Origin of the sequence: Thioclava sp. GXIMD2076 (assembly GCF_037949795.1) — a bacterium.
Lineage (GTDB): Bacteria > Pseudomonadota > Alphaproteobacteria > Rhodobacterales > Rhodobacteraceae > Thioclava > Thioclava kandeliae.
On record NZ_CP149932.1, the window covers coordinates 1,539,302 to 1,562,836 of the forward strand.

Below are 23,535 nucleotides of genomic sequence, written 5' to 3' on the forward strand. Positions count from 1 at the left end.
TATGTGGCCAGAAACGATTGAAGGCCCGCTGGATCGTATCGCGCGCGTGGTGGAAACCGCGCGCGCTGCGCATTTCAGCGAGGCGGTAACGCTCGAGAATGCCCATTGGGGCGAGGATCTGGACGCCCGCTTCCCTTGGGAATGTGGCGCGATCTATCTGATCGAGGATCTGGGCGATCCGGCGGAGACGGCGGAGGCTTTTACGCTCTATCGCCAGAACCTGACACCGCAGAACCGCCACCGGCTGAAGATCTTGCAGCCCACCGGCAGCGGGTCACAGGTGCTGCATGTGGGGGCCTGCAGCCGTAATTTGCGCGGCGCGCTGCGTCAGCATGTGATGTCGGTCACCGCCGCCACCCCCGCGCTGAAACTCAGCTGGTGGTATACCCCGCGCCCCTACCGCATCCACCTGCGCCGCTATGATGTGGACCCGCCAGTGCTGGACCTGATCCGCTCAGCAATGGTCGAGGAAATGCGTCCGGCCTTCGCCTGACGCTGCAGCGCAGAAAAAGCTGGCAATCCGGCACAGGCTCGGCATGATGGGTCGTGTTCCATGTATGCGTTTCGGCCAGGTTTTCCGGCCTTCACCCTCTGCGGACATCGAAGGAGCCAGCCCATGTTCTCGCTTGCCGGTCAGAAAGCCCTGATCGTTGGGATCGCCAACGAGAGCTCCATCGCCTATGGCTGCGCCAAGGCGCTGAAGGCCCAAGGGGCGGATCTGGCGATCACCTATCTCAATGAAAAGGCCGAGAAATATGTGCGCCCGCTGGCAGAGGAGCTGGGGGCAGAGATCTTTGCTCCGCTCGATGTGTCCGACCCAGACCAGCTGACGGATCTCTTTGTGCAGATCACCGCCAAATGGGGGCGGCTCGATACGCTTTTGCATTCCATCGCCTTTTGCCCGAAGGAGGATCTGCATGGCCGCGTAACCGATTGCTCGCGCACGGGGTTCACGCAGGCGATGGATATCTCGGTCGGGAGTTTTATCGAACTGGTCCGCCGCGCCGAGCCGCTGATGGGGCAGGGTGGCACCTGTATGACTGTCAGCTTCTACGGCGCCGAGAAGGTCGTGAAGGATTACAATATCATGGGGCCGGTCAAGGCCGCGCTGGAATCGGTGTCGCGCTATATGGCGGCGGAACTCGGGCCCAAGGGTATTCGCGTACACGCGCTCTCGCCCGGTCCGCTCAAGACGCGTGCCGCCAGCGGAATTGCGCATTTCGACGAGATGATGGATGCCGCCAGCGCCCGTGCGCCCACCCATCAGCTTGCCACGATCGAGGATTGCGGGGCCTATGCGGCCTTTCTGGCGAGCGCCGAGGCTGCCAATATCACCGGCGGACTGCATTACATCGACGGCGGTTTCAACATCACCGGATAGGGGCTAGCCGAGCCGCATTTCGGGCACATCTCCTGCATGGATCAGAGGGGCTTCGGTTAGTGCCTCGATCTCGGCCACGCTCACTTCCGGCGCCCGCTCGATCAGATGCAGCCCGTTCTCGCGCGGCTCGATCACGGCCAGATCAGTGACGATCAGGCTCACGCGGCGCTCGGCCGTGAGCGGCAGGGTGCATCGCGTGACGATCTTCGGCGCGCCATTGGCAGCATGCTGCATCGCCACGATAACCCGTTTGGCCCCCGCCACCAGATCCATCGCGCCGCCCATTCCGGGGATGCGCTTGCCGGGCACCATCCAGTTGGCAAGATAGCCGCGCGCATCCACCTGCAACCCGCCCAGCACCGTCACATCCAGATGCCCGCCACGGATCAGCCCGAAGCTCATCGCGCTATCAATGGACGCCGCTCCCGGCACGGCAGTCACAAATGTGCCGCCCGCATCGGTCAGATCGGGGTCTTCCATCCCGTCCGGCGGGCGCGTGCCCAGCCCGATCACGCCGTTTTCGGCCTGAAAGAAGACATTCCTCTCGGGCGGGACATAGGCCGCCACCAGCGAGGGCAGGCCGATCCCCAGATTGACCAGCGTTGCCGGCTGGATCTCTTGCGCAACACGTCGAGCGATGAGTTCTTTCGGCTCCATCAATGTGCCCTTTCCAGCAGGTGATCGACCAGCACACCGGGGGTCTTTACGCCGTCCGGCGGGATCGCCCCCACCGGCACGATCAGGCCGGGTTCGGCGATGACAGTGGTTGCGGCCAGCGCCATCACCGGATTGAAGTTATGGGCGGTCATCGAATAGGTGAGATTGCCAACATAATCGGCCTCATGCGCGGCAATCAGGGCGAAATCGGCGCGGAGCGGCTTTTCAAGCAGGAACGCCTTGCCATCAATCGTCAGCACCTCCTTGCCCTCGGCGATCCGTGTGCCCACGCCGGTGGGCGTCAGCACACCGCCAAGGCCCATGCCGGCGGCGCGGATCCGCTCGGCCAGCGTGCCCTGCGGAACCAGCTCGACCTCGATCTCGCCCGCAATCATCTGGGCCTGTGTCTCGGGGTTGAGCCCGATATGCGAGGCGATGACATGGCGGACGGCCCGCGCGGCAACCAGCTTGCCGATCCCTTCATTGGGGCGGCATGTATCATTGGCGATTACGGTGAGGTCTCTCACACCCGCGGCCACCAGCGCATCGATCAGGCGGTGGGGCGAGCCCACACCCATAAATCCACCGATCATCACAGTGGCTCTGTCGGGGATGAGGGCAGCAGCTTTCTCGGCAGTCAGGGCTGGTTTCACAATCGCACCTCCACATCCGCCACGAGAGGCGGCCCGAAATGGAACGTCATCAAAACGCGTAATCCGACTATTGATGAGGAGGGCGATGAATTCAACGTGTGATTGAAATGTATCTTTGATTCTGGAGATATCGGGACCGGATGACCGGCCCCGATATGCGTGGATCAGAGTGCCTTTCGGACCGTTTCTGCCATCGGCTCGGTCGGGCGGCCCAGAAGGCCCGAGAGGGTCTTCGATTGGTCATCCAGCCAGCCTTCGCCCGCGCGCACCGAGCTGTCGACCAGAACATCGGCAAAGCCGTCGGGGATGCCTGCGCCAACGAGCGCGGCCTTGTACTCGGCAGGCGGCAGATCGGCATAGGCCACCGGCTTGCCCGAGGCTTTGGCGACCATTGCCGCCAGTTCGGCGCCCGTATAGCCCGCATCGCCCGCCAGTTCGTAGACCTTGCCCGCGTGATCGCCCCCCGCCAGTACGATCGCTGCGGCTTCGGCATAATCTGCACGCGGGGCCGAGGCATAACGGCCCTCGCCCGAAGCACCGATCATCGCGCTATGCTCTACGGCATAATCGAGCCCTCCCAGCATGTTTTCCGAATACCAGCCATTGCGCAGCAGCGCATAGGGGATGCCCGAGGCGGCCAGCGCCTCTTCGGTGGCTTTATGCTCGACCGCAAGGATCATCGGGGACACGGTTGCCTGCAGGAGCGAGGTATAGGCGATAAAACCCACGCCCGCCGCCTTGGCCGCAGCCACCACATTGCCATGCTGGCGCGCGCGCTGGCCGACCTCGGAGCCCGAGATCAACAGAAGGCGGTCGACGCCCTTGAAGGCGGCAGTCAGCGCCTCGACATCGTCATAGGAGGCTACAGCCGTGCCATAGCTCTGGGCGGCCAGAGCAGTTGCGGCCGCTTCACGGCGCACGAGTGCGGTGATGTCGGATTTCGCGACGCGGGTGGAAAGCTGTTCGAGAACGGCGGAGCCGAGCTGACCGGACGCACCGGTGACCATGTAACGCATTGTCTGTTCCTTCGGTTACGAATCTAGTATAGGTCTCGTTTAGAGACCAAAGGCCCCCGTGTGAAGGAGGCAGGTTTCGTGAACAAGGTAACACAGAGGGAACCATCATGACGCAGGCAGAGATATTGCTGGATGCCAAAGGGCGCGATCTGGCCGATTGTCCGGTGCGCCATGTGCTCGACCATTTGGCCGCCAAATGGACGACGCTGATCGTGCTGGAGTTGGCCGAAGGGCCGCGCCGGTTCTCGCAACTCTCGAAAGCGCTGCCCGATATTTCCAAGCGGATGCTGACCCAGAGCCTGCGTGATCTGGAGCGCGACGGGCTGATCTCGCGCGCGGTCTTTGCCACCAAGCCCCCCAGCGTCGAATACAGCCTGACCGCGATGGGGCATTCGCTTCTGCCGCCACTGATCGGGCTCATCGACTGGGCCAAGGCGAATGGGCCACAGATCGCAGATGCCCGAACGGCATTTGCCAGCTAATCTTTTCAACTTGCCTCTTGCTTGCTATGCCTTAACAAGTTGCAGCCCAGAGGTGAAAATGACGCGTAGATTCCTGTCCCTGTTGTGCCTGCCGCTTCTGGCGGGCTGCACGCTGGATGCCAATGGCCGTCCGGCCTTCATGATGCATAATAGCGGTCCGTCGATGGATCAGCCGGGGACCTGCTTCCTCTATGTCGAAGACCCGAAGGACGGCACTTATAATCTTGTAAGCGGGATCGGTAACGGCACGATGCGCCCCTGGGCCACGCGCAAACGCGATCTGGATGCGGCGGCGCTTGACGCGGCATGGGCCAAGGAACGGCGTATCATGGATGTTAATCCCGAATGCTTGGCGATCCTCGCCAGCGACCGTAGCGATCCGCGCCCCGTTTCGGAGTAACCTCCATGGCGCATCGGGACTTTCGGGTGCAGACCCGCGGGCAAGGGCTTTACGAGGTCACACGCGAGCTGGCCGCATGGGTGGCGGAGGTGGCCCCTTCCGAGGCACTGCTGACGCTGTTTATCCGCCATACCTCGGCCAGTCTCCTCATTCAGGAAAATGCCGACCCCGATGTGCAGACGGATCTGAAGGTTTTTTTCCACCGGCTTGTGCCACCCACGACGGACCCGAGCCAGTCGTGGATGGTGCATACCTATGAGGGCCCCGACGATATGCCCGCCCATGTGAAGGCGGCACTTCTGCCGGTCTCGCTGCAGATCCCGGTTCTCGACGGGCGCATGGCTCTGGGCACATGGCAGGGGGTCTATCTCTTCGAGCATCGCGATAATCCCCACAGCCGCCATATCACCGCAATGCTGCGCTGAGTCTGATCGGCCACAGGTCTGTATCTACATGATTTGGTAGCGTCACTTTATGGCTACCCAATGATTCGCGTCTCCCCTATAGTCTTGTGGATAAGTGGGGCATCAGACCCCATAGAGGCGGTTTTTACAGGAAAAGGGGGACGCGATGCGCTGCCCGTTTTGCGGAAATGTTGATACGCAGGTAAAGGACTCGCGTCCGGCCGAAGATCATGTCGCGATCCGGCGCAGGCGTTTTTGCCCCGCCTGTGGTGGACGGTTCACGACCTATGAGCGGGTCCAGTTGCGCGATCTTGTCGTGGTGAAAACCAATGGCAAGCGTGAGGATTTCGAGCGCACCAAGCTGGAGCGGTCTATCCGGATCGCCATGCAGAAGCGTCCCGTAGACCCCGAGCGCATCGACCAGATGATCTCCGGCATCGTGCGGCGGCTGGAAAGCATGGGCGACACGGATATCCCCTCGAAGACGATCGGCGAGATCGTCATGGAGGCGCTGGCCCGTATCGATACGGTCGGGTATGTGCGCTTTGCCAGCGTTTACAAAAACTTCCAAGAAGCGGACGATTTCGACAAATTCGTCTCCGAGTTGCGTCCGGGCACGCCTGACTGATGCAGGCGGACGAACGGTTCATGCGGTTGGCCCTGTCGCTTGCGCGGCGGGGTCTTGGCAATACATGGCCCAACCCTGCGGTGGGCTGCGTGCTGGTGAAGGATGGCGTGATCGTGGGGCGCGGCTGGACCCAGCCGGGCGGGCGTCCCCATGCCGAACGCCATGCGCTGGCGCAGGCGGGCGAGGCCGCGCACGGTGCTACGGCCTATGTCACGCTCGAACCCTGTTCGCATTATGGTCATACGCCGCCCTGTTCGCTGGGGCTGATCGAGGCCGGGGTCGCGCGGGTGGTCTCGGCGCAGACCGACCCCGATCCGCGGGTAGCCGGGCGCGGTCATGCCATGCTGCGCGAGGCGGGGATCTCTGTCACGGAAGGCACGCTCGAGGCCGAGGCACGCGCGCTTCAGGCCGGTTTTCTGTCACGGGTCGAACATGGACGTCCCTGGCTGGCGCTGAAACTCGCCACTTCTTTCGATGGCCGGATCGCCCTGTCCAACGGCCAGAGTCAATGGATCACCTCCGCGCAAGCCCGCGCGCATGTGCATGCACTGCGCGCCGAGTTCGATGCGGTCATGGTGGGCGGGGAGACGGCGCGCGCCGATGATCCTCTGCTGACAGTGCGTAATTTTACCCCGATCCGGCAGCCGGTGCGGGTGGTGGCGGCCTCACGGCTCGATCTGCCGCGCGCCCGCTTGGCGGGCTCTGTTTCCGATGCGCCGCTCTGGCTGGTCCATGGCCCCGATGCGCCGGCGGAGGCGCGGGCCTATTGGCACGGGCAGGGGGCGGATCTTACGCAGGTGCCACTTGGCGCGGGCGGGCTCGACCCAAAGGCGCTGATGGCGGCGCTTGGGGCGGCTGGGCTCACGCGGGTCTTCTGCGAGGGCGGCGGGCGGTTTGCGGCGGCCCTGATGCAGGCGGGGCTGGTCGATGAGCTGATCGGCTTTACCGCAGGCAAGGTTCTGGGCGGAGATGGCCGCGCGGCCCTTGGCCCGATGGGGCTGGAGGCGCTGGATCAGGCCCCGCACTACCAGCTTGTCAGCCAGCGCGAGATCGGTGGCGATGTGTTCCACCGCTGGCGGCGGACCTAACCTCTGGGCGGTTTCAGTAGATCCTGAAGTTTCGATAAGATCCGAAGCCCGATAGGCGCGGGGAGCGATGCCGCCAGCCTGTCCACGGCCACTTCGGGCGGGCAGGGCAGCCCGCTGACCGGATCGCGATAGCGCGGATAGGCGATCAGCGTGGCATGGGCCAGCTGCCACAGATCGGGCCGCGCCAATCGGCGGGCGGGCGCGGGCTGCAGATCGCGCGTCAGCCCCCAGCCGGCATAGAAAGGTGTGCCGAGGCACGTCACCGGCTTGCCGCGGATCAGCGCCTCGAACCCCATGAGCGAAGTCATCGTCCAGACCTCGTCACAGGCCTCGATCAGCGCGACCCCGTCGGCATCCGCGCAGACCTGATTGGCCAGACGCGCCAGATCCTGTGGCGCGACCGCGCCTTTACGCAGCCCTGCCTCGACATCGGGATGGGGCTTGTAGATCACCACCGCTTGCGGGTTCTCGCTGCGCACCCGCTCGAGAAGCGCCAGATTGCTCTGCGTGCTCGGGCTACCCTTCAGGATCGAGGCGTCATCCTCCACCTGTCCGGGCACGAGGATCCGATGGCCCTCGGGCAAGGTAGGCCGTGCGCCGGTGAGGTTGTATTTCGACAGACCCGCCTTCACGATCCGGTCCAGCAGCGCCTCGATGCGCCGACGCTCGGGCTCCGAAATCGGACGGGCGATCAGCTTTTCCAGATCCGAGGGGGCGGACGGGTCGTAATAGATCCCCTGCCGGTCGGTCACCAGCGACAGGGGCGGCGTCAGTTTTGCGCCGAGGCCACGGGAGCGCAGGAAGCCGTCCTCCATCCGCCACGCGCCCGCGGGCCTGCCGGGTTTGGATGCCCAATGGACGGGCTGGCCCGCACCCGTGGCTTGCCCGAAGCCGACCTTCCCGTAGTCGCCATAGACCTGCCGCAGATGTTTGTGCTTCCAGCGGCTCATGCCGGTCATTCTATAGCCGTGCTGGTCCTCGCGGTAGGCGCGGGTCTGGGCGGCGAGCTGGTTGGTGGCTTCCTCGAAGCTGCAGATCCGGTTGTGGCACGGGTCGAACCAAGTCGGTGCCATGAGGTGCGAGACGGCGAAGATCTGTGCGCGGGTCAGGCGGCGCGCGCGACGCGGGGGGGCGTTCTCGTCAAGGCTTAACCCCCATCCGGCATAGAAAGGCTGGCCGAAGACCCGTGGTTTGTGTCCCGCAAGGATTGCCTCGTAGCCCATCAGCGAGGAGACGGTATAGACCGCGATCGCTCCCTCCAGAAGCGCCCATGGCGAATGGGGCGCGCTGACCAGCTCGGTCAGCGCATCGCAATTCTCGGGGCCGTAATGGCCTGCGCGCAACCCCGCACGGGTCTCGGGATGGGTCTTGATAAGGATGCGCGCCTTAGGGTTCTCGATCCGCGCCACGGCCAGCATCTCGCGGAAGGTCCGCGCGGACGCCGCGCCATAGGTGATAGAGGCATCGCCCTGGGTCTGGTCGATCACCAGCACATAACCTGGAGCGGGGGGCTGCAGGGAGGGATCGAAGGCGTTGTATTTGGAAAGATCAAGCGCCTTGAGGCGGTCGATCCCTTGGCGTGCGCGGGTTAGGAGGGCCGCATCATCCAACGGGGCCTTTGCCAGCAGCATCTCGATCCGCGAGGGGCGGGTGCCATCGAAATGCACCCCCAGCGGGTCAATCATCAGCCCCAGCGGCGGGTCCCCCTCGCGCCCTGTCCGCACCGATCTGAGAAAGGCATCCTCCAGCCGGACCAGCGTCGCACCTGTGCGGGCCGCGATGGCCTCACCGCGCTTTGCATAGGGCGAGCGGCCCCAGACGACCACGCCATCCCCCGTGGACGGGAGGCCCAGATGCAGGCTATGGCCTGCGGCCTTGAGGATCCGGCGCAAACGGGGCTGGCGCAAAAAACCGCCATTATAGAAGAAAAGCCGCCGGGGAACCCCGGCGGCCATATCGTCATCTTCGGCCAGAGGCATTAATTGGCCAGATTGTTCAGCGTATTGACCGTGCCCAGCGAGCCGGTCAGCGCCGAGAGCGTCTTCGACCATTGGACATAGGGTGCTTCAGTCACATAAACCGTATCACCATCGCGGATGGCGAAATCGCGGGCCATGAACATCCCGTTGGGCTCGGTCAGGTTGAGGACATAGACCATGCGCTGGTCGCCCACGAGATCGTCGCGGCCAAGGACGGCGCGGGCGATCTCCTGCGGCTCGTTGCGGAAGACGAAGACGCCGGTCGGATCGGCGGTGCTGGTCTGCAAGCCGCCCACGGTGGCGATGGCCTCGAGGGCCGAGAGGGTCTTCGTCTCGAAGGGCACACGCGCCTGCGTGCCGGTCGCGCCGAGGGCGGTGAAGGCGCGGGTATCTTTCTCGATCAGGATCTTGTCGCCATTGCGCAGGGCGATATCCATCTGCGGATTGGAATAGAGATCCGAGAGCCAGACGGTGCCGGTCTGGCCGGTCTTGCGGGTCACCGTGACCCGTGCAATCGCGGGATCGATGGAGACGCCGCCTGCACGGGCGATCATCGCCGAGAGGGTGCGGGTCGGACGTTCGATCGCGTACACGCCCTGACCGCCGATCGTGCCGGTCAGCGAGACGGTGGAGCCGTCGCCCGCCACGCGCGAGACGGCGACCTGCGGATCGGGCGTCTGGGCGTCGAGCTTGTCGGTAATCAGGCGGCGCAGTCCTTCGGGGGTATTGCCCGCAGCCTTGATGCGGCCTGCATAGGGCACGAAGATATAGCCCTGTCCGTCCACCTGCACATCGGTGAGCTGGGTCGCGCTGGTACCCTGCTGCACGAGGAGACCGTCATCGACGTTTTCCCACACGGTCAGCGCCAGCGTATCGCCGGGATTGATGGTATCGGACCCGAGCACTCCGGCATTGCGGAAGCTTGACGAGAAGCCGAATGCGGGCTGCACGGCGGTGGCGCGGGCCACATGGTCATTGACCGAGACGACGAAGGCATCGCCCTGACGCATGACGGAGCCTGCGAAGATCTCGCGCTTGTTGGGGCCGGAGCGCGGGAGCGCGCAGGCGGCCACGCTGAAGACCAGCGTCGAAAGGACCAGCACACGCGTGGCTCTGGAAATAGTCGTATTCACTGCTCGAGCTCCTCTTTCGGGATGCTTCTCAATAGATATGCGATATGCATTTTGTGGGGCAGCGTCGCAGAAAGCCTAAGTAAAATCCAGTTACGTCACTTTATTACGCGCAACTGTTGCCGAGGTGCCGCTGTTCCGGAGGTCAGCGCATCATAGGGATCTTCGGTCGAGAGCATCATGTCGACGACCTGCCGCAGAAGCGTCCGCCGACCCTTGGCCGAGTAGAAACCGCCAGGGACTTGGCTGGTTTCCAGCAGATAATGGCGGTAATCGCGATAGGCGCGGGTGTCCGGGCGCGCAGGCGCAGTGAAGAAATCGGGCAGCGACTGCTGCGAGACGAATTCGGGCTTGTCATAGACCGCCGCGCCGAAAGCCTTGATTGGTAGCCCGCGCCAGAGCACCTGTTGGGCGGCGGTGGAGTTGACCGTAACGGCGGAGCGGGCCTGTGCCAGCAGACCGGCCAGTTTGCCGCCGCGCACGAAATGGACCCGCCCCTTGAGCCCGTAGCGGGCCACACCGTTGCGGATCGCCGCTTCAATGGGCGCACGGCCATCTTCAAGCGGATGGGCTTTCAGCACCAGATGGTGATGGCTGGGCGCGCCTGCGGCAAAGCCCTTCATCACCAGATCGAGGAAGTCGGTCTGGCTGGCAAAGGGGGAGTGCATGACGAAGCTACTGTCATGTTCAAGCTGCATCAGCACAAGATGATAGGGAAAACCGCCATATTTCACGCGCGAGGTCGCGAGCCAGCGTTGGAGCATATGAAGGGGCATCCGTAGCATACGGCGCAGATAGAAGCGGAACTCCTCCATCACCGTGACCCCGCGATGCGAGCGGAAATTGGGCCAGCGACTGGCCCCGCGCATGACGCGGAAATGGTAGAGCGCGCCGTAGAAGACATGATGGCGCATATCGCCCCAGCGCGGCGGCGCATCGGGGAAGTCGATATCGGATTGGTCGAGCGCCGCGCGCATCTGCTCCACGCTCATCTCCATCAGCCGCGAATGCCCGTTGGAGCCGCCGCGTTCATAGGTGATCCAGTAGGGGCGCAGATAGCCCTCCTCGAAGACATGCACGCGGATACCTGCGGCCCGCGCGGCGATGATGGCTTGTGCATGGATCGCGCGGGTGTCGCCATAGAGCACGATATCGGTGATCTGTTTCTCGAGGAAGAGATCGGTCACGGCCTCGAGCCATGCCTCGGGTGTGCCCTGCCATGGGATAAAGGTCTCGGGGTCATGCCAGAAGGCCGCATCCCCGCCATTGAACCCCACACGCCACACCTTGGCCCCCGCACGGCCCAGCATCTGGGCCAGCTGACGGAAGAAGGGCCCGTGAGGGCCTTGCAGCAGCAGGAAATGGCGATTGTCGAACAGGGGCATAGGCGGAGTGATCCGGGACTGATGACGAAGTGGTGCGACGAGGAATCGCACGAATTCCCTTGGGTAAGGTGAATTTGTGTCACAATTCTGGCCAAGAATAGATCAATATTTAGACAAATCATATAGGGCCACGGGGATGCTGAGAATATGTGCGTATATGTAGCGACCCCAGTTCTTGCACCGCTCTGCCCCTCGGGCTAGGGGAAGGGGGACTGAAAAGGAGAGACGGATGTTCACCGGGATCATTACCGATATGGGCGAAGTTCTTGCGCTGGAACAGCAGGGTGACCTCTGGGCGCGGATCGGCACCTCTTACGATGTGGATACGGTGGATATCGGGGCCTCCATCGCCTGCGACGGGGTCTGCCTGACCGTGATTTCCAAGGGTAAGGACCCGCAGGACTGGTTCGATGTGCAGATCTCGGCGGAAAGCGTCGCCAAGACCAATATCGGACGGAATTCATGGCATGTGGGCCGCCGCCTGAACCTCGAGCGCGCGCTCAAGGTGGGCGACGAACTCGGCGGCCATATTGTGGCGGGCCATGTCGATGGCGTGGCCGAGATCGTGTCGATCCGTGACGAGGGCGACAGCTCGCGTTTCACCTTCCGCGCACCCGATGATCTGGCCAGTTTCATCGCGCCCAAAGGCTCGGTGACGCTTAATGGCACGTCGCTTACCGTGAACGAAGTGTCGGGGGCGGAATTCGGTGTGAATATCATTCCGCATACCAAAGAAGTGACAACATGGGGCACGGCCAAAGCCGGCGACCCGATCAATATCGAGATCGATACGATGGCGCGTTACGTCGCGCGCCTGCAGGAGTGGAACGCATGAGCGAGATTAAACCCGTGGACAAATCCGGCACCCATGATGTTCCGGGCCCCGTCGAGGAAAGCTATCGCGATGCGATCTCCTCCATCGAGGAAATCATCGAGGATGCCCGTAACGGTCGGATGTATATCCTTGTCGACCACGAGGACCGCGAGAACGAGGGCGATCTGTGCATCCCCGCCCAGATGGCGACCCCCGATGCGATCAATTTCATGGCGACCCATGGGCGCGGGCTTGTCTGCCTTGCGCTGACCTCGGACCGCGTTGATGCGCTGGGGCTGCCGTCCATGGCGGCCTCCAACAGTTCGCGTCAGGAAACCGCCTTTACCGTCTCGATCGAGGCCCGTGAGGGGATTTCGACCGGTATCTCGGCACATGACCGCGCGCGCACCGTATCGGTGGCCATCGACCCGATGAAGACGGGCGATGATCTCGCTTCGCCGGGCCATGTCTTCCCGCTGCGTGCCCGCGATGGCGGTGTGCTGGTGCGGGCCGGCCATACCGAAGCCGTGGTCGATGTCTCGCGTCTGGCGGGCATGAACCCTGCCGGTGTGATCTGCGAGGTCATGAAGGAAGACGGCACCATGGCGCGTCTCCCCGACCTGATCGCCTTCGGCCAGAAATACGGTATCAAGATCGGCACGATCTCCGATCTGATCGCCTATCGCCGCCGCTACGACAACCTCGTGACCGAAACCGCCCAGAAGCCCGTGACCTCGGTCCATGGCGGCGATTGGGCGATGCGCGTGTTCACCGACGATCTGGAGGGCGCCGAACATATCGTGCTGTCGAAGGGCGATCTGACGGGCGAGGCGCCGGTTCTGGTGCGTATGCATGCGCTCGATCCGCTGGGCGATGCGCTGGGTCTCGTGCCGGGCCGCGAGGGCGATATCGGGCGTGCGCTCGATGCGATTGCCGCCGAGGGTCGTGGCGTGTTCGTGGCGCTGCGCGATCCGGGCATGAAGCTGCCGCTGGTCGATGAGGGCAGCCCCAACACGCTGCGCCAATACGGTCTGGGTGCGCAGATCCTCGCGGCACTGGGCCTGTCGAAGGTCGAGCTGCTGACCAATTCCCCTCTTCCCAAAGTCGTCGGGATCGATGGCTACGGGCTCGAAATCTGCGCGACGCGTAAATACTGATAGGACAAGACGATGGCCGAATCTGAGACCCATTACACCCTTCCGGCGCCGAGCTTCGACAAGCCCGTGCGGATGCTGATCGTGGTGGCGCCCTATTACAAGGAGATCGCGGATCACATGGTGAAGGGTGCGCGCGAGATGGCGGAAAGCTGTGGCGCGGTGGTCGATATCGTCGAGGTGCCCGGTGCGCTGGAGATCCCGACCGCGATCAAACTGGCCGCGCGTATGGCCGATTACGACTGTTTCACCGCTCTGGGTTGCGTGATCCGCGGCGAGACCACGCATTATGACACGGTCTGCAATGACAGCTCGCGCGCGATCCAGCTGATGGGGCTCGAGGGTATCTTGATCGGCAACGGCATCCTGACGGTCGAGAATTACGATCAGGCCGAGGTGCGCGCCAATACCGCCAAGGCGAACAAAGGTGGCGGAGCTGCTGCTGCGGCCTTGCATTTGCTCGCTCTATCGCGCAAATGGGCGAACCGGACAAAAGGGATTGGCTTCCGCCCGCAGGGCGAGTCGGTCCGCATTGCCGGTGAAGCCGAAGGAACCAAGACCGCATGACCGAAGATATGCCCGCCGAAAAACCGCGCAAACCCTCGCTCGAGGAAAAGCGCCGGATGAAATCCGCAGCACGGCTCTATGCCGTGCAGGCCCTGTTCCAGATGGAAGCAGGCGGTCAGTCTGCGGATAAGGTGCGGGCAGAGTTCGAGAATTTCCGTTTTGGTGCGGTGATCGACGATGTCGAGATGTCGGAAGGAAATGTTGATCTGTTCCGCCGGATCTTGGATGACGCGGTAATGTGGCAGGGCAAGATCGACAAGGCCACCGATAAGGCGCTGCTGGAGAGCTGGCCGCTGAACCGGATTGATTCGGTTTTGCGTGCGCTCTTCCGTGCGGCAGGGGCCGAGCTGGTCAATCCGGCGACTCCGCCGAAAGTAGTGATCAACGAATTCGTGGAAGTGGCTCGCGCCTTCTTCCCCGATGGCCGCGAACCAAAATTCGTGAATGCCGTCATCGACAATATGGCCCGCCAGCTGCGCGACGATATGGCCTGAGCCGTTGCAGGGCAGGCTGCAAGAAGGGGCTGCGGCCCCTTTTTTCATGCCTGCATGCGGGAAGTGTTGTCCGAATAATAAGCAATTTGAGAATCGCCTCTTGGTTTTTGGAAACGATGCGTTACATTGAATGTAACAACTAGAGGACGCGCCCATGCTTGTTCTGCTCAACACCCTCGTTTCTTCTGCAACAGAGCTCGTTTCGGGCCTGACTGGGTTATTCCGGCATGATGGCCGGTCCGGTCACGGGATGCGCGCGCAGGATCTGCAGTTGCAACCGGTGCGCGTCCGTGCCGATGCACCGACGAAGCTCCAGCGCCAACTGCGCCGTTAAGTTCACCGGTTTTCAAATCAAGAGGCGTGCCCGAGGGTGCGCCTTTTCGCGTTTTGGGCTTTGGGCTAAGCTGTCGGCATCAGGGGAGGTCTTTCATGATTACCATTCTGCGCGAACATCCTGTTCAGGAAAATCTGGCGCTTCTGCACAAGCGCCATTTCGATGCGATGCATGCCGACACGCCGCCCGGCTCCATCCATATGCTGCCGCCCGATGCGCTGGCCGCGCCGCAGATCCGGTTTTTCGTGATGCGCGAGGAAGGCCGTGCCATCGGCATGGGGGCGTGGAACCGCCATGGACCCGATCTGGCCGAGCTGAAATCCATGCATGTGCTTTATGAGGAGCGCGGCCGCGGGCTGGCGCGGATGATGCTGCGCCACCTTCTGGCCGATGTGGCGGAGGCAGGGATCCGCGAGGTGCGGCTGGAAACCGGTGCGCAGGCCAGCTTCCAGGTTGCGCGCAGCCTCTACGAGACGGAAGGCTTCACGCGATGTGCACCTTTCGCCGACTATACCCTTGATCCGATGAGCGTCTATATGGCGCTGAGCCTGCCGGTCGCGGTGAAAACCTAACCGCTTGCCGCACCTCGAAATTGGCGGGCCAAGATGCACGGAGCGGATTGCAGCTTCGCGATTGTCGCGTTATCAAGGCGACAATGGCCCCTTAGCTCAGCTGGATAGAGCATCCGCCTTCTAAGCGGACGGCCGAGGGTTCGAATCCTTCAGGGGCCGCCACTTCCATTATTTCGCAGTCTCCGGCGCGGTCTCCTCCAGAAGATCGTCGATCGAGATACCACGCTTTTCGGCGGCCTCGCGGGCGGCCTCGCGGATGGCGGGGCTACGGCGCAAGAGCTTGCGGAACCGTTTTTCATCCAGCTCCAGAATCGTCGAGGGCGCGATGGCACGCACATCGGTGCGCCGCGGCTTGCCGGTCAGCAAGGCCAGTTCGCCGAACATATCGCCCCGCCCGAGACGCGAGATCTGCCCTGCCGTTTCCAGCTCGACCGCTCCCGAGGCGATGAAAAAGACCGAGCGGGCATGGCGTTCCTTGCGCATGATCTTGTCACCCGGATCGAAATAGCGCGTGCGCAGGCTGCGGCCCAGAGGTTTGCGGATACGTTCGTCCAAATCCTCGAACAGCCGCATCCGGCGCAGGATGTCGGCCCGCTGCACCTGCAGGTCCAGCATCGGGCGTTCCTCGGCCTTCAGGCGGCGTGCAGAGATATCCTGCATGAGCGAGGTGAAGACCTCCTCGGAGATCAGTCCGTCCTCGTGCATCGTGTTGTATTCGCGCTCTTCCATCCGCAGGGCTGTGCGGCGGATCAGGCGGCGCTCGAGCTCTTCGGCATAGCCCGGATATTGCAGGCGCAGACCGTAGAGCGCGGTTTCCAGCGCCTCCACACGGCGCGCGAGCAGCTCGTGGAGCAGGTCGGCCACGCGGCGGCCATGGATGCGGCGGATGCGGGCATCGATGAACGCATCCAGATCGCGCAGGATCATGCGCTGTGACAGGAGCCTTTCGAACCGGTCGGCGGTCAGCAGGGCAAGCGGCATCGAGAAGCGCAAGCGGTTGTGCAGGAAATTGGCGATCCGGAAGGCGCGCCCGTAATCAATGGCGCTGCGGGCCGCGCGCTGGTAACCGGTCCGGCCTTGAGCGCGTGCGCCTTCGATCAGATGGTCGGTCTGGCTGAGTGCGGCCTCGCCGATACGCGACGAGATCGAGCGGTCGCGCAGGCGGCTTAGCACCTGTTCGCGCTCGAACCCTGCCAGCGCGATCAGACCCAATGTGATCCGGTCGCGATCCAGAATATTGGCACCGGCTTCGGCGGCCCGCACGACAGAATCCAGCCTCTCGCCGAAGCGCTTCGCCTCGGCGCGGATGATCTCGTGGTTGAGGTTGTAGTTCTCGCTGGATTTGGCGACATCCTCGCGCACGGTCTGTAGCGAGACGGCGATGACCTGATTGGCTAGCGCCTGATCGAGCGGCGAGAGCTTGTCGAGTCCCAGCTTGCCGATCACGCTGCGCAGGGTCGTCCCTTGGACGATCAGGGTGAATAGGGTGAAGCCCGTGGCAAGGATGCCGACAACGCGCTTGATCTCGACGGGCACCAGAGCGTTCTCGGTCACGGCCAGTGCGAGCGCCAGCGTTACCGCGCCGCGCAACCCGCCCCAGAGAATGGCCACGCGATAGGGCCGCTCGACCGGCGGCGAGAGGCGCAGAAGCGTTAGCACCGGCAGCAGTCCCCAGAGGATCACCGCGCGCGCGGCGATGGCCGCCACGACGACCACACCGATCAACAGGAAGTCGGTGACAGTAGTGCCTTCGAGAAGCCGCGGGATCAGGAGCGCGGCCAGAATAAAGATCAATGCGCCGGCCCAATGGGCCACCAGATCCCAGGTCTCGCGCATGTTGGTCCATGTCTGCGGCTCGATCCGGCCGGGCCCCGCGAGGTTGAGCGTCAGACCTGCGGCCACCACGGCGATCACACCGGAGGCCCCGATCAGCTGTTCGGCGATAATATAGGACAGATAGGGGAGGGCGACCGAAACCGACATCTGCGCCAGCTCGTAACGGGGAAAGAGCCCCATGATGCGCAGGCCGATCTGCGACAGCACCCAGCCGGTGGCGGCGCCGCCCGCGATCAGCATCGGGAAGCGGCCCAAGGCCTCGCCCAGTTCGGGGTCCGGCACGCCCAGCATCACATAACCGATGAAGAGGCCGAAGAGCGCGATGGCGGCGGCGTCGTTCAGAAGGCTCTCGCCCTCGATGATCCGCGCCAGCCGCTGCGGGGCCGAGAGCGAGCGGAAGATGCTGACCACGGCCGAAGGATCGGTCGTGGAGACAATCGCGCCGACCAGTAGACAGGCAGCGAGCGGCAGCGAGGAGATATAGGAGAGCGCGTATCCCACCGAAAGAGTGGCTACCACGACGGCCACAACCGCCATCACGAGGATCGGCACCCAGTCATCCATCATCCGGCGCAGGTTCATGCCCAATGTTACCTGGAACAGCAGGAGCGGCAGGAAGATATAGAGGAAGACATTGGCACGGATCGGCAGGCCGAGGATCGCCTCGGCCACGGGATTGAGCGCATCGGTCAGCGTGGTCTGTAAAAAGAAGATCGCCGCCGAGCCGATCAACATGCCCAATGCGGCGATGATCACCGAATAGGGTAGCCGCAGGCGGGCGGCGAGAGGCTCGGCCACGCCGATCACGAAAAAGAGTGACGCGATAATCGCGACAATAATGACGATATCCATGATCGGAAACTAGCGGCTCGGAGAGGAAAGGGAAGGGGCTGACATGAAACAGCCGCCGGAAACCGGCGGCTGTTTGCGTAGTATCGGAGAGAGGCGATTATTCGCGGTTCCCCATGAAGTTCAGGAGCAGCATAAACAGGTTGAGGAAGTCCAGATAGAGGCTCAGCGCACCCATGATGGCAGCCTTGCCAAGGAAGTCCTCGCCCGAATGTGCCATCTCGAGATAGGTAGTCTTGATCTTCTGCGTGTCATAGGCGGTCAGACCCGCGAAGATCAGCACACCAAGAACGGACACGGCGAAGGCCAGAGCCGAGCTCGCGATGAAGATATTGACGATCGACGCCACGATCAGGCCGATCAGACCCATCATCAGGAACGAGCCCATCGGCGACAGGTCGCGTTTGGTGGTGTAGCCATAAAGCGAGAGCGAAGCGAAGGCGATCGCGGTCACGAGGAAGGTCTGGGCAATGGATACGCCGGTGAAGACGAGGAAGATCGAGGAAATCGATGCGCCCACAAGCGCCGCATAGACCCAGAAGACCAGCTGTGCCGCACCGACCGACATGCGGTTGATCGTGGCCGAGAACAGGAAGACGACGGCTAGAGGCGCCAGCATCACCACCCATTTCAGCGGCGAGGTATAGAGCAACGCGCCGAACTGCGTCAGCATGGTGCCATTGCGCATGGTGCCGACCGCGGCGGCCGGATCATTGGTCATTGCAAGGCCGGCAAGCGCCCATGCCACTGCCCCGGTGATGAGCATCGCTGCCGACATCAGCCCGTAGACCTTGTTCATGTGTGCGCGCAGACCTGCGTCAATCTGCGCCTGACGCGCGCCGGTCGCGGTGCGCATCGTGTTAAAACCAGCCATCAAATCCCTCCATGAAGTGGCATGCGCCCTCAATGGCGCTCTTATCCCTGCCGATATTGGCAGACCATGCTTCCATTTCAAGATAGCGCTTGGCGGCTTTATGCGGAAAACGACCAAATAAACGTGGTAATTTTTGATGACGGTTTAAAAACTGCTGCCATCGATGGCGATCACGATCTTGCCGCTCGACTGTCGGTTGCGTAGCAGCTCCAGCGCCTCGCCCACACGGGCGAAGGGGAGCCGGTGGGAGACATGCGGGCGCAGATGGCCCGCCGCATGATCGCGCAGCACCTCATCGAGCGAGCGACGGAAGGCTTGGGGGGCGATCTCGCGGTATCCGCCCCAATACAGCCCGTGGATCGAGATATTCTTGACCAGCGCGTGATTGAGCGGGAGCGCCGGTGGGGTGCCCCCCGCAAAGCCGATCAGCAGAAAGCGGCCGCCACGGTTCAGCGCGCGGAAGGCCGCCTCGCCAAGTGTGCCGCCCACGGCATCATAAACCACATCAACCCCGCCCAGAGCCTTCAACCCTGCCTTGAGCCCGCCTTGTTCTCCGGCCGTATCGCTGTCGATGGTCTCGGCCGCACCTGCCGTGCGGGCGATGGCGCATTTCTCCGCACCGCGCGCCACGGCGATCACCCGTGCCCCCAGTTGCGCCCCGATCTCCACGGCGGTCAGTCCGACGCCACCTGCCGCACCGATCACCGCAAGCGTTTCTCCGGCGCGCAGGCCCGCCGTATGGGTCAGTGCGAGATGGGATGTGCCATAGGTGATGAGGAGCCCGGCAGCCTCGTCATAGGGGGTGTCTGGCGGGAGCGGGATGCAGGCGGCTTCCGGAAAGCTGCCATATTCTGCCAGCCCGCCCTGTCCTGCATAGACGGCGACCCTTGTGCCGAGCGGAATGGTGCAGCCGACCCCGCGCCCCACGACCTCGCCCGCACATTCCAGCCCCAAGGTGAAGGGCGGGGCTGGGGTGTCCTGATACCGGCCCTGCATCATCAGCAGATCGGCAAAATTCAGCCCACAGGCATGGATACGGATCAGCAGCTCTCCCGCTTCGGGCTCGGGCCTTGCGCAGGGGCGGTGCTCGGGCGGGCGCGCGAAATCGACGACTTGGAAGGCGGTCATCTGGGGCATCGGATCTCTCCTGTAACGGGGGCCAGACTAGCGGCTCCGCGCGTTACGACAAGTCGTCAGGTGATTCGCGAAAGAATATTTCCATAACGAGAACCTTTTCAATTTCGCATTTTGCGATGCAAATTGCGAAACATCCTGAGGATGATACAGTTTCGCAAGGCTCGCTTTAAGCATTGGAACAAAAAATTTTAAGAAATTGGCCTGAAGATTAACTTCGTTTAGTCTTTTTATACTAATTTTGACGACCTTTTGTGAGGAAATGCCGCCCTATGCGTGTGTCGACGTGATAGGTTCCTATTTGTAGTGTTGTAAGGACGATTGAATGAAACACCCAGTTGATGCCCATGTAGGTAAACGTATTCGCCATCGTCGCTGGATGATCGGCGTCACGCAGCAGCAGCTCGCGGACAAGGTTGGAATCAAGTTTCAACAGATTCAGAAATACGAAACCGGCATGAACCGCGTTTCGGCATCGCGTCTTTGGGACATCTCCGAAGCTCTCGATGTTCCGATCTCCTTTTTCTTCGAAGGTCTGGACGGTCAGGTCGACAAGAAGGAAGTGGAAGGCGACATCCTTGCCGACAAGGAAGCTCTGGCGCTCGTCCGCTCCTACTACGCAATTCCCGAAGAACAGCGCCGTCGCCTTTTCGATCTGGCAAAAGTGCTCTCGGCTTCTTCTGCAGCCTGATTCACCCATATCGGCTGTCCGGCCTTCCACGGCCGGACGGCAATTCGCGGCTCCTGCCTTGACCTTGTGAAACGTGCTGGCTACCGCTTGCAAAACAGCGGGAGAATAGCATGAGCGCGTCACACGATCTTTCCTCCAATGACATCACCGCGCTGACGGAGCTCGCAGGGCGGTTGGCCGATGCGGCCCGACGCGAGACGCTGGCCCGTTTCCGGCCCGCAGGCGGTATAGCCGCCGCCAACAAAGAGGCTGCGGGCTTCGATCCGGTGACCGAGGCCGATCGCGCAGCCGAAGCGGCGATGCGCGAGATCCTTCGCCGTGAACGTCCCGAAGACGGGATCTATGGCGAGGAACAGGGGCAGTCGCTAGGCACGAGCGGCTATGTCTGGGTGCTCGATCCGATCGACGGCACACGGGGCTTCATGTCCGGCACGCCCACCTGGGGGGTGCTGATCGGGCTCGCGCGGGTGGTTGATGGCGCGCTCGGCGCGCCGTTTCTCGGGATCGTGGACCAGCCCTATATCGGCGAGCGGTTCATCGGCGGTCCGGGGATCGCCAGGCTGATCGGACCGCATGGCGAACATGATCTCAAAACGCGTAGCGCGGCCACCGATGCGCTCGCCGACGCCGTGCTCTTTACGACATTCCCAGAGGTCGGCACCCTCGAGGAGGGCGCGGCCTTCAAGCGCCTGTCCACGCAGGCCAAGCTGACGCGTTATGGAATGGATTGCTATGCCTATGCGCTTCTTGCGGCGGGGCAGATCGATCTGGTGGTCGAGGCACAGCTGCACCCTTATGACATCCAGGGCCCGATGGCTGTGGTCGAGGCCGCAGGCGGGATCGTCACGAACTGGCAGGGTGGGCCGGCGCATCTGGGGGGGCAGGTGATTGCCGCCGCCAATCCCGAGATCCATGCCGCAGCTCTGGCTGTGCTGAACGGCTGAGCCAATCCCCCCTGCATGTCCGACATGCAGGGGGGATATTTTTATTTCCAGCAGCTTACATGCACCACCATGCCCTGCACCTCGCGTGTCAGGTCTTCGGTGGCAAGCGCGCCATGGGGCTCCGCGGCTTCGGGCGGGGTGCCCATGCTTGCCATCGCATCGGCCATCGGTTGCGCCTGTAGGGCCAGCGAGAGATCCTTGGGCAGCACCTTGTCGCCTGTAGCTTTGGGCAGCACCATCCCGATCACCGCGCCCGAACTGTCCAGCACAGGTCCGCCCACATCGCCGGGCAGGGTGCGCAGGGTCAGGCGGGCGAGCGACGGATCGGTGTTTTCCAGCCCCTTTAGGGCCGCCAGCGTGCCGAAGCTCAGCACCGGCGCTGACATCGCCTCCGGATAGGAGAAGCCCGCCGCCGCGATATCGGAGCCCACAGCCGCGCCCCCCGTCTGGAAGCGCGCGACCGTTTTCGGCGCGAGTGGCTTGTCGGGGCTCAGCAGCGCCAGCCCCAGCGCCTTGTCCTGCGCCTTCAGCGTGGCCGTGCCATCCTGGATGGTGATCCTCTTGCAGCTGTCGATACCGGCAGCAGCGGTGGCCACGGTGCCGCGATCATCCACATAGAAGCCCGAACGTGAGAAGACGGGTTTGCGGATGTCGGTCCCGCGTGTCAGGTCTTCATGGCTGACGGTCATCGGTTTGCCCAAGGTCGGGTCCAGTGCCTGATTGCCGATGGGAGCAAAATTCTGTTCCATTGCGGCCAGAACGCGCCTGCGCTGTGCCATATCGCCATCCGCTGGCCAGATCAGGGTGAAGCCCTTGATCAGCCCGTCCGAAAGCGTGGCTTGCGTGTAGGAGATGACTTTGTCGTTGCGTCCCTCGATATGGAATCCCGTGGCTTCGAGGGCGCGAGGCCCATCGGCGGGCACGGCATCGAGCGTCTGCATCACCTTGTAAAGGGCGGCCAGCGCATCGGCATCGCCCTTGCGCGAGATCAGCAGCGCCGTGACACCGGAGCCGTCTTTCGGACCATATTGCACGAAGGGCGCGTCATATCCTTTGAACGCGACAAGCGCCTCGGGCAGGGCGATACGGATGCCGGCATCGCTATTTTCCACTACCGCCAGCCCGAGGGCCGCACGTTCGGTCTCGACCTCGTCCAGAAGGGCGGCCTGCTGGGTCGAGGATAGCACCCCCGTTGGTTCATCGCCCTGCGCGCGCTGCCACTCGGCGATGGAGCTCCGCGTGCCCGGCCCGAACGAGGCATCGAGCGCGCCCTTGTAATAGCCCTGCCATGTCAGCGCATCCTGAATGGCCATCTTATCCGCGCGCGACAGGAGTTGTTCGAGGCGCCGCGATTCGGCCAGTGTTTCCCCTTGCGGCGCGGGAGGTGCCGCCGTTTCGAGGGCTTGTTCGGGCGTGGGCGCTGGTGCGGCTGCAGCTTCGCTCGGGCCGGTGACGGTATCGGTTCCGGTCTCCGGCACGGTGTCATCGGGCAGGGCGGTCGTGTCGACGGTGCCTGTGGTCACGCCGGAGGTGATGGGCGCATCCGGAGAGGGTTCGCCGGCAGAAGGCTGGGCGGAAGACGGCTGGGCCGCGGGTGCCTGCAGGAAACGTGCGCCCACCGGCCAGAACTGCGCGCCATAATTCGTGCCTTCCGTCACATAGGCATCCGAAGGGATCAGCCCCTCGCGCTGGAGCGCGCGGCGGCGGTCATTGGCCGCGTCACGGGTTTCGAACGGGCCGATCGAGATCGCATACCAGCCGGTCGACATCGAGAAACCGGACAGATCGGGTAGGCTGGACCAGCCGCGCGCCGATTGTTCGGCCTGTGCCAGAGAGGGTTGCGCTTCGATCTGCAGCCAGACGGGAGCGGCCCATCCGGCACCGGCCCAGACCATGCCCGTGAGACCCGCGCCCACCAGCGCTGACACAGCTTTGCGCATAACCCTCATTATAAAACCTGCCCTGTTCAAAATTGCAAAGTTGTCGCAAATTAGCAGGCTTTTGTCCCGCGTCATCCCCCAAAGCCCATGTCACAGTATGACGTCGTGACGTTGTTGCACGTTGACCCC

The 23,535-nt window shown here is 63.0% G+C and carries 25 protein-coding genes and 1 tRNA gene; 16 read left to right on the plus strand and 10 right to left on the minus strand.

Features of this window, described 5'->3' with window-relative positions:
* Position 1: 1 nt before the first annotated feature.
* Both WDB91_RS07690 and fabI read left to right on the plus strand, forming a co-directional pair.
* The gene (locus tag WDB91_RS07690) at positions 2–493 is read left to right on the plus strand and encodes a hypothetical protein (protein ID WP_339111993.1); all 492 of its coding nucleotides are present in this window, start codon (positions 2–4) and stop codon (positions 491–493) included.
* Positions 494–616: 123 nt separating this feature from the next.
* Positions 617–1,381 carry an enoyl-ACP reductase FabI gene (fabI, locus tag WDB91_RS07695; RefSeq protein ID WP_339111994.1) on the plus strand — a complete coding sequence of 255 codons (765 nt, stop codon included), beginning with the start codon at positions 617–619 and terminating at the stop codon, positions 1,379–1,381.
* 3 nt (positions 1,382–1,384) lie between these two features.
* Here fabI and WDB91_RS07700 read toward each other — a convergent pair whose 3' ends face one another.
* From WDB91_RS07700 to WDB91_RS07710, 3 genes are all read right to left on the minus strand, one after another.
* The gene (locus WDB91_RS07700; RefSeq protein WP_339111995.1) at positions 1,385–2,038 is read right to left on the minus strand and encodes a 3-oxoacid CoA-transferase subunit B; all 654 of its coding nucleotides are present in this window, start codon (positions 2,036–2,038) and stop codon (positions 1,385–1,387) included.
* Positions 2,038–2,691 (minus strand): 3-oxoacid CoA-transferase subunit A, encoded by a 654-nt coding sequence (locus WDB91_RS07705; protein ID WP_339111996.1) that lies wholly within the window; start codon positions 2,689–2,691, stop codon positions 2,038–2,040. Before WDB91_RS07705 ends, WDB91_RS07700 begins: the two co-directional genes overlap by 1 nt.
* Positions 2,692–2,855: 164 nt before the next feature.
* The gene (locus WDB91_RS07710; protein WP_339111997.1) at positions 2,856–3,707 is read right to left on the minus strand and encodes an NmrA family NAD(P)-binding protein; all 852 of its coding nucleotides are present in this window, start codon (positions 3,705–3,707) and stop codon (positions 2,856–2,858) included.
* A 107-nt stretch (positions 3,708–3,814) separates the two neighbouring features.
* Between WDB91_RS07710 and WDB91_RS07715 the strand changes: the two genes are divergently transcribed.
* The 5 genes from WDB91_RS07715 to ribD all read left to right on the plus strand — a co-directional run bounded on the left by WDB91_RS07715 (position 3,815) and on the right by ribD (position 6,709).
* Positions 3,815–4,189: a helix-turn-helix domain-containing protein gene (locus tag WDB91_RS07715; RefSeq protein ID WP_339111998.1), complete on the plus strand. Its 375-nt coding sequence runs from the start codon at positions 3,815–3,817 to the stop codon at positions 4,187–4,189.
* 58 nt (positions 4,190–4,247) lie between these two features.
* Positions 4,248–4,589 carry a hypothetical protein gene (locus tag WDB91_RS07720; protein WP_339111999.1) on the plus strand — a complete coding sequence of 114 codons (342 nt, stop codon included), beginning with the start codon at positions 4,248–4,250 and terminating at the stop codon, positions 4,587–4,589.
* 5 nt (positions 4,590–4,594) lie between these two features.
* On the plus strand, positions 4,595–5,014 hold the full coding sequence (locus tag WDB91_RS07725; protein ID WP_339112000.1) for a secondary thiamine-phosphate synthase enzyme YjbQ: 420 nt from the start codon (positions 4,595–4,597) through the stop codon (positions 5,012–5,014).
* A gap of 145 nt (positions 5,015–5,159) precedes the next feature.
* Positions 5,160–5,621 carry a transcriptional regulator NrdR gene (nrdR, locus tag WDB91_RS07730; protein WP_339112001.1) on the plus strand — a complete coding sequence of 154 codons (462 nt, stop codon included), beginning with the start codon at positions 5,160–5,162 and terminating at the stop codon, positions 5,619–5,621.
* A gap of 20 nt (positions 5,622–5,641) precedes the next feature.
* Positions 5,642–6,709, plus strand: coding sequence for a bifunctional diaminohydroxyphosphoribosylaminopyrimidine deaminase/5-amino-6-(5-phosphoribosylamino)uracil reductase RibD (gene ribD, locus WDB91_RS07735; RefSeq protein WP_339112002.1), 1,068 nt, complete (start codon positions 5,642–5,644; stop codon positions 6,707–6,709).
* On the opposite strand, the gene WDB91_RS07740 is transcribed toward ribD, so the two are convergent.
* The 3 genes from WDB91_RS07740 to WDB91_RS07750 form a co-directional block, all read right to left on the minus strand.
* Entirely contained in the window at positions 6,706–8,664 is a 1,959-nt protein-coding gene (locus tag WDB91_RS07740; RefSeq protein ID WP_339112003.1) for a capsular polysaccharide biosynthesis protein, read from the minus strand. The two genes, ribD and WDB91_RS07740, sit on opposite strands and share 4 nt — an antisense overlap.
* A 23-nt stretch (positions 8,665–8,687) precedes the next feature.
* Complete coding sequence (locus WDB91_RS07745) at positions 8,688–9,821, minus strand: polysaccharide biosynthesis/export family protein (protein WP_339112004.1); 1,134 nt, start codon at positions 9,819–9,821, stop codon at positions 8,688–8,690.
* Between the two features lie 95 nt (positions 9,822–9,916).
* Positions 9,917–11,203, minus strand: a complete 1,287-nt coding sequence (locus tag WDB91_RS07750; protein WP_339112005.1) for a capsule biosynthesis protein CapA — start codon at positions 11,201–11,203, stop codon at positions 9,917–9,919.
* Positions 11,204–11,432: 229 nt separating this feature from the next.
* Here WDB91_RS07750 and WDB91_RS07755 point away from each other — a divergent pair, with 229 nt between their 5' ends.
* The 7 genes from WDB91_RS07755 (at position 11,433) to WDB91_RS07785 (ending at position 15,300) form a co-directional block, all read left to right on the plus strand.
* Complete coding sequence (locus tag WDB91_RS07755; protein WP_339112006.1) at positions 11,433–12,038, plus strand: riboflavin synthase; 606 nt, start codon at positions 11,433–11,435, stop codon at positions 12,036–12,038.
* Positions 12,035–13,174: a 3,4-dihydroxy-2-butanone-4-phosphate synthase gene (gene ribB / locus WDB91_RS07760; RefSeq protein WP_339112007.1), complete on the plus strand. Its 1,140-nt coding sequence runs from the start codon at positions 12,035–12,037 to the stop codon at positions 13,172–13,174. The genes WDB91_RS07755 and ribB overlap by 4 nt, the downstream gene beginning before the upstream one ends.
* Before the next feature lie 12 nt (positions 13,175–13,186).
* Positions 13,187–13,738 carry a 6,7-dimethyl-8-ribityllumazine synthase gene (locus WDB91_RS07765; protein ID WP_339112008.1) on the plus strand — a complete coding sequence of 184 codons (552 nt, stop codon included), beginning with the start codon at positions 13,187–13,189 and terminating at the stop codon, positions 13,736–13,738.
* Positions 13,735–14,232, plus strand: a complete 498-nt coding sequence (nusB, locus tag WDB91_RS07770; RefSeq protein ID WP_339112009.1) for a transcription antitermination factor NusB — start codon at positions 13,735–13,737, stop codon at positions 14,230–14,232. Before WDB91_RS07765 ends, nusB begins: the two co-directional genes overlap by 4 nt.
* A gap of 154 nt (positions 14,233–14,386) precedes the next feature.
* Positions 14,387–14,566 carry a hypothetical protein gene (locus WDB91_RS07775; RefSeq protein WP_339112010.1) on the plus strand — a complete coding sequence of 60 codons (180 nt, stop codon included), beginning with the start codon at positions 14,387–14,389 and terminating at the stop codon, positions 14,564–14,566.
* A gap of 95 nt (positions 14,567–14,661) precedes the next feature.
* Positions 14,662–15,138 (plus strand): GNAT family N-acetyltransferase, encoded by a 477-nt coding sequence (locus WDB91_RS07780; protein WP_339112011.1) that lies wholly within the window; start codon positions 14,662–14,664, stop codon positions 15,136–15,138.
* A gap of 85 nt (positions 15,139–15,223) precedes the next feature.
* Positions 15,224–15,300 (plus strand) — tRNA-Arg (locus WDB91_RS07785).
* A gap of 6 nt (positions 15,301–15,306) precedes the next feature.
* On the opposite strand, the gene WDB91_RS07790 is transcribed toward WDB91_RS07785, so the two are convergent.
* The 3 genes from WDB91_RS07790 to WDB91_RS07800 all read right to left on the minus strand — a co-directional run bounded on the left by WDB91_RS07790 (position 15,307) and on the right by WDB91_RS07800 (position 19,834).
* The gene (locus WDB91_RS07790; protein WP_339112012.1) at positions 15,307–17,826 is read right to left on the minus strand and encodes a cation:proton antiporter; all 2,520 of its coding nucleotides are present in this window, start codon (positions 17,824–17,826) and stop codon (positions 15,307–15,309) included.
* A 97-nt stretch (positions 17,827–17,923) separates the two neighbouring features.
* The gene (locus tag WDB91_RS07795; RefSeq protein WP_339112013.1) at positions 17,924–18,697 is read right to left on the minus strand and encodes a Bax inhibitor-1/YccA family protein; all 774 of its coding nucleotides are present in this window, start codon (positions 18,695–18,697) and stop codon (positions 17,924–17,926) included.
* A 144-nt stretch (positions 18,698–18,841) separates the two neighbouring features.
* Positions 18,842–19,834 carry an NADPH:quinone oxidoreductase family protein gene (locus tag WDB91_RS07800; RefSeq protein ID WP_339112014.1) on the minus strand — a complete coding sequence of 331 codons (993 nt, stop codon included), beginning with the start codon at positions 19,832–19,834 and terminating at the stop codon, positions 18,842–18,844.
* A gap of 322 nt (positions 19,835–20,156) precedes the next feature.
* On the opposite strand from WDB91_RS07800, the gene WDB91_RS07805 reads away from it, so the two are divergent.
* Complete coding sequence (locus WDB91_RS07805; protein ID WP_339112015.1) at positions 20,157–20,522, plus strand: helix-turn-helix transcriptional regulator; 366 nt, start codon at positions 20,157–20,159, stop codon at positions 20,520–20,522.
* 110 nt (positions 20,523–20,632) lie between these two features.
* Positions 20,633–21,466, plus strand: coding sequence for an inositol monophosphatase family protein (locus WDB91_RS07810; protein ID WP_339112016.1), 834 nt, complete (start codon positions 20,633–20,635; stop codon positions 21,464–21,466).
* 41 nt (positions 21,467–21,507) lie between these two features.
* Here WDB91_RS07810 and WDB91_RS07815 read toward each other — a convergent pair whose 3' ends face one another.
* On the minus strand, positions 21,508–23,406 hold the full coding sequence (locus tag WDB91_RS07815; protein ID WP_339112017.1) for a trypsin-like peptidase domain-containing protein: 1,899 nt from the start codon (positions 23,404–23,406) through the stop codon (positions 21,508–21,510).
* Between the last annotated feature and the right edge of the window lie 129 nt (positions 23,407–23,535).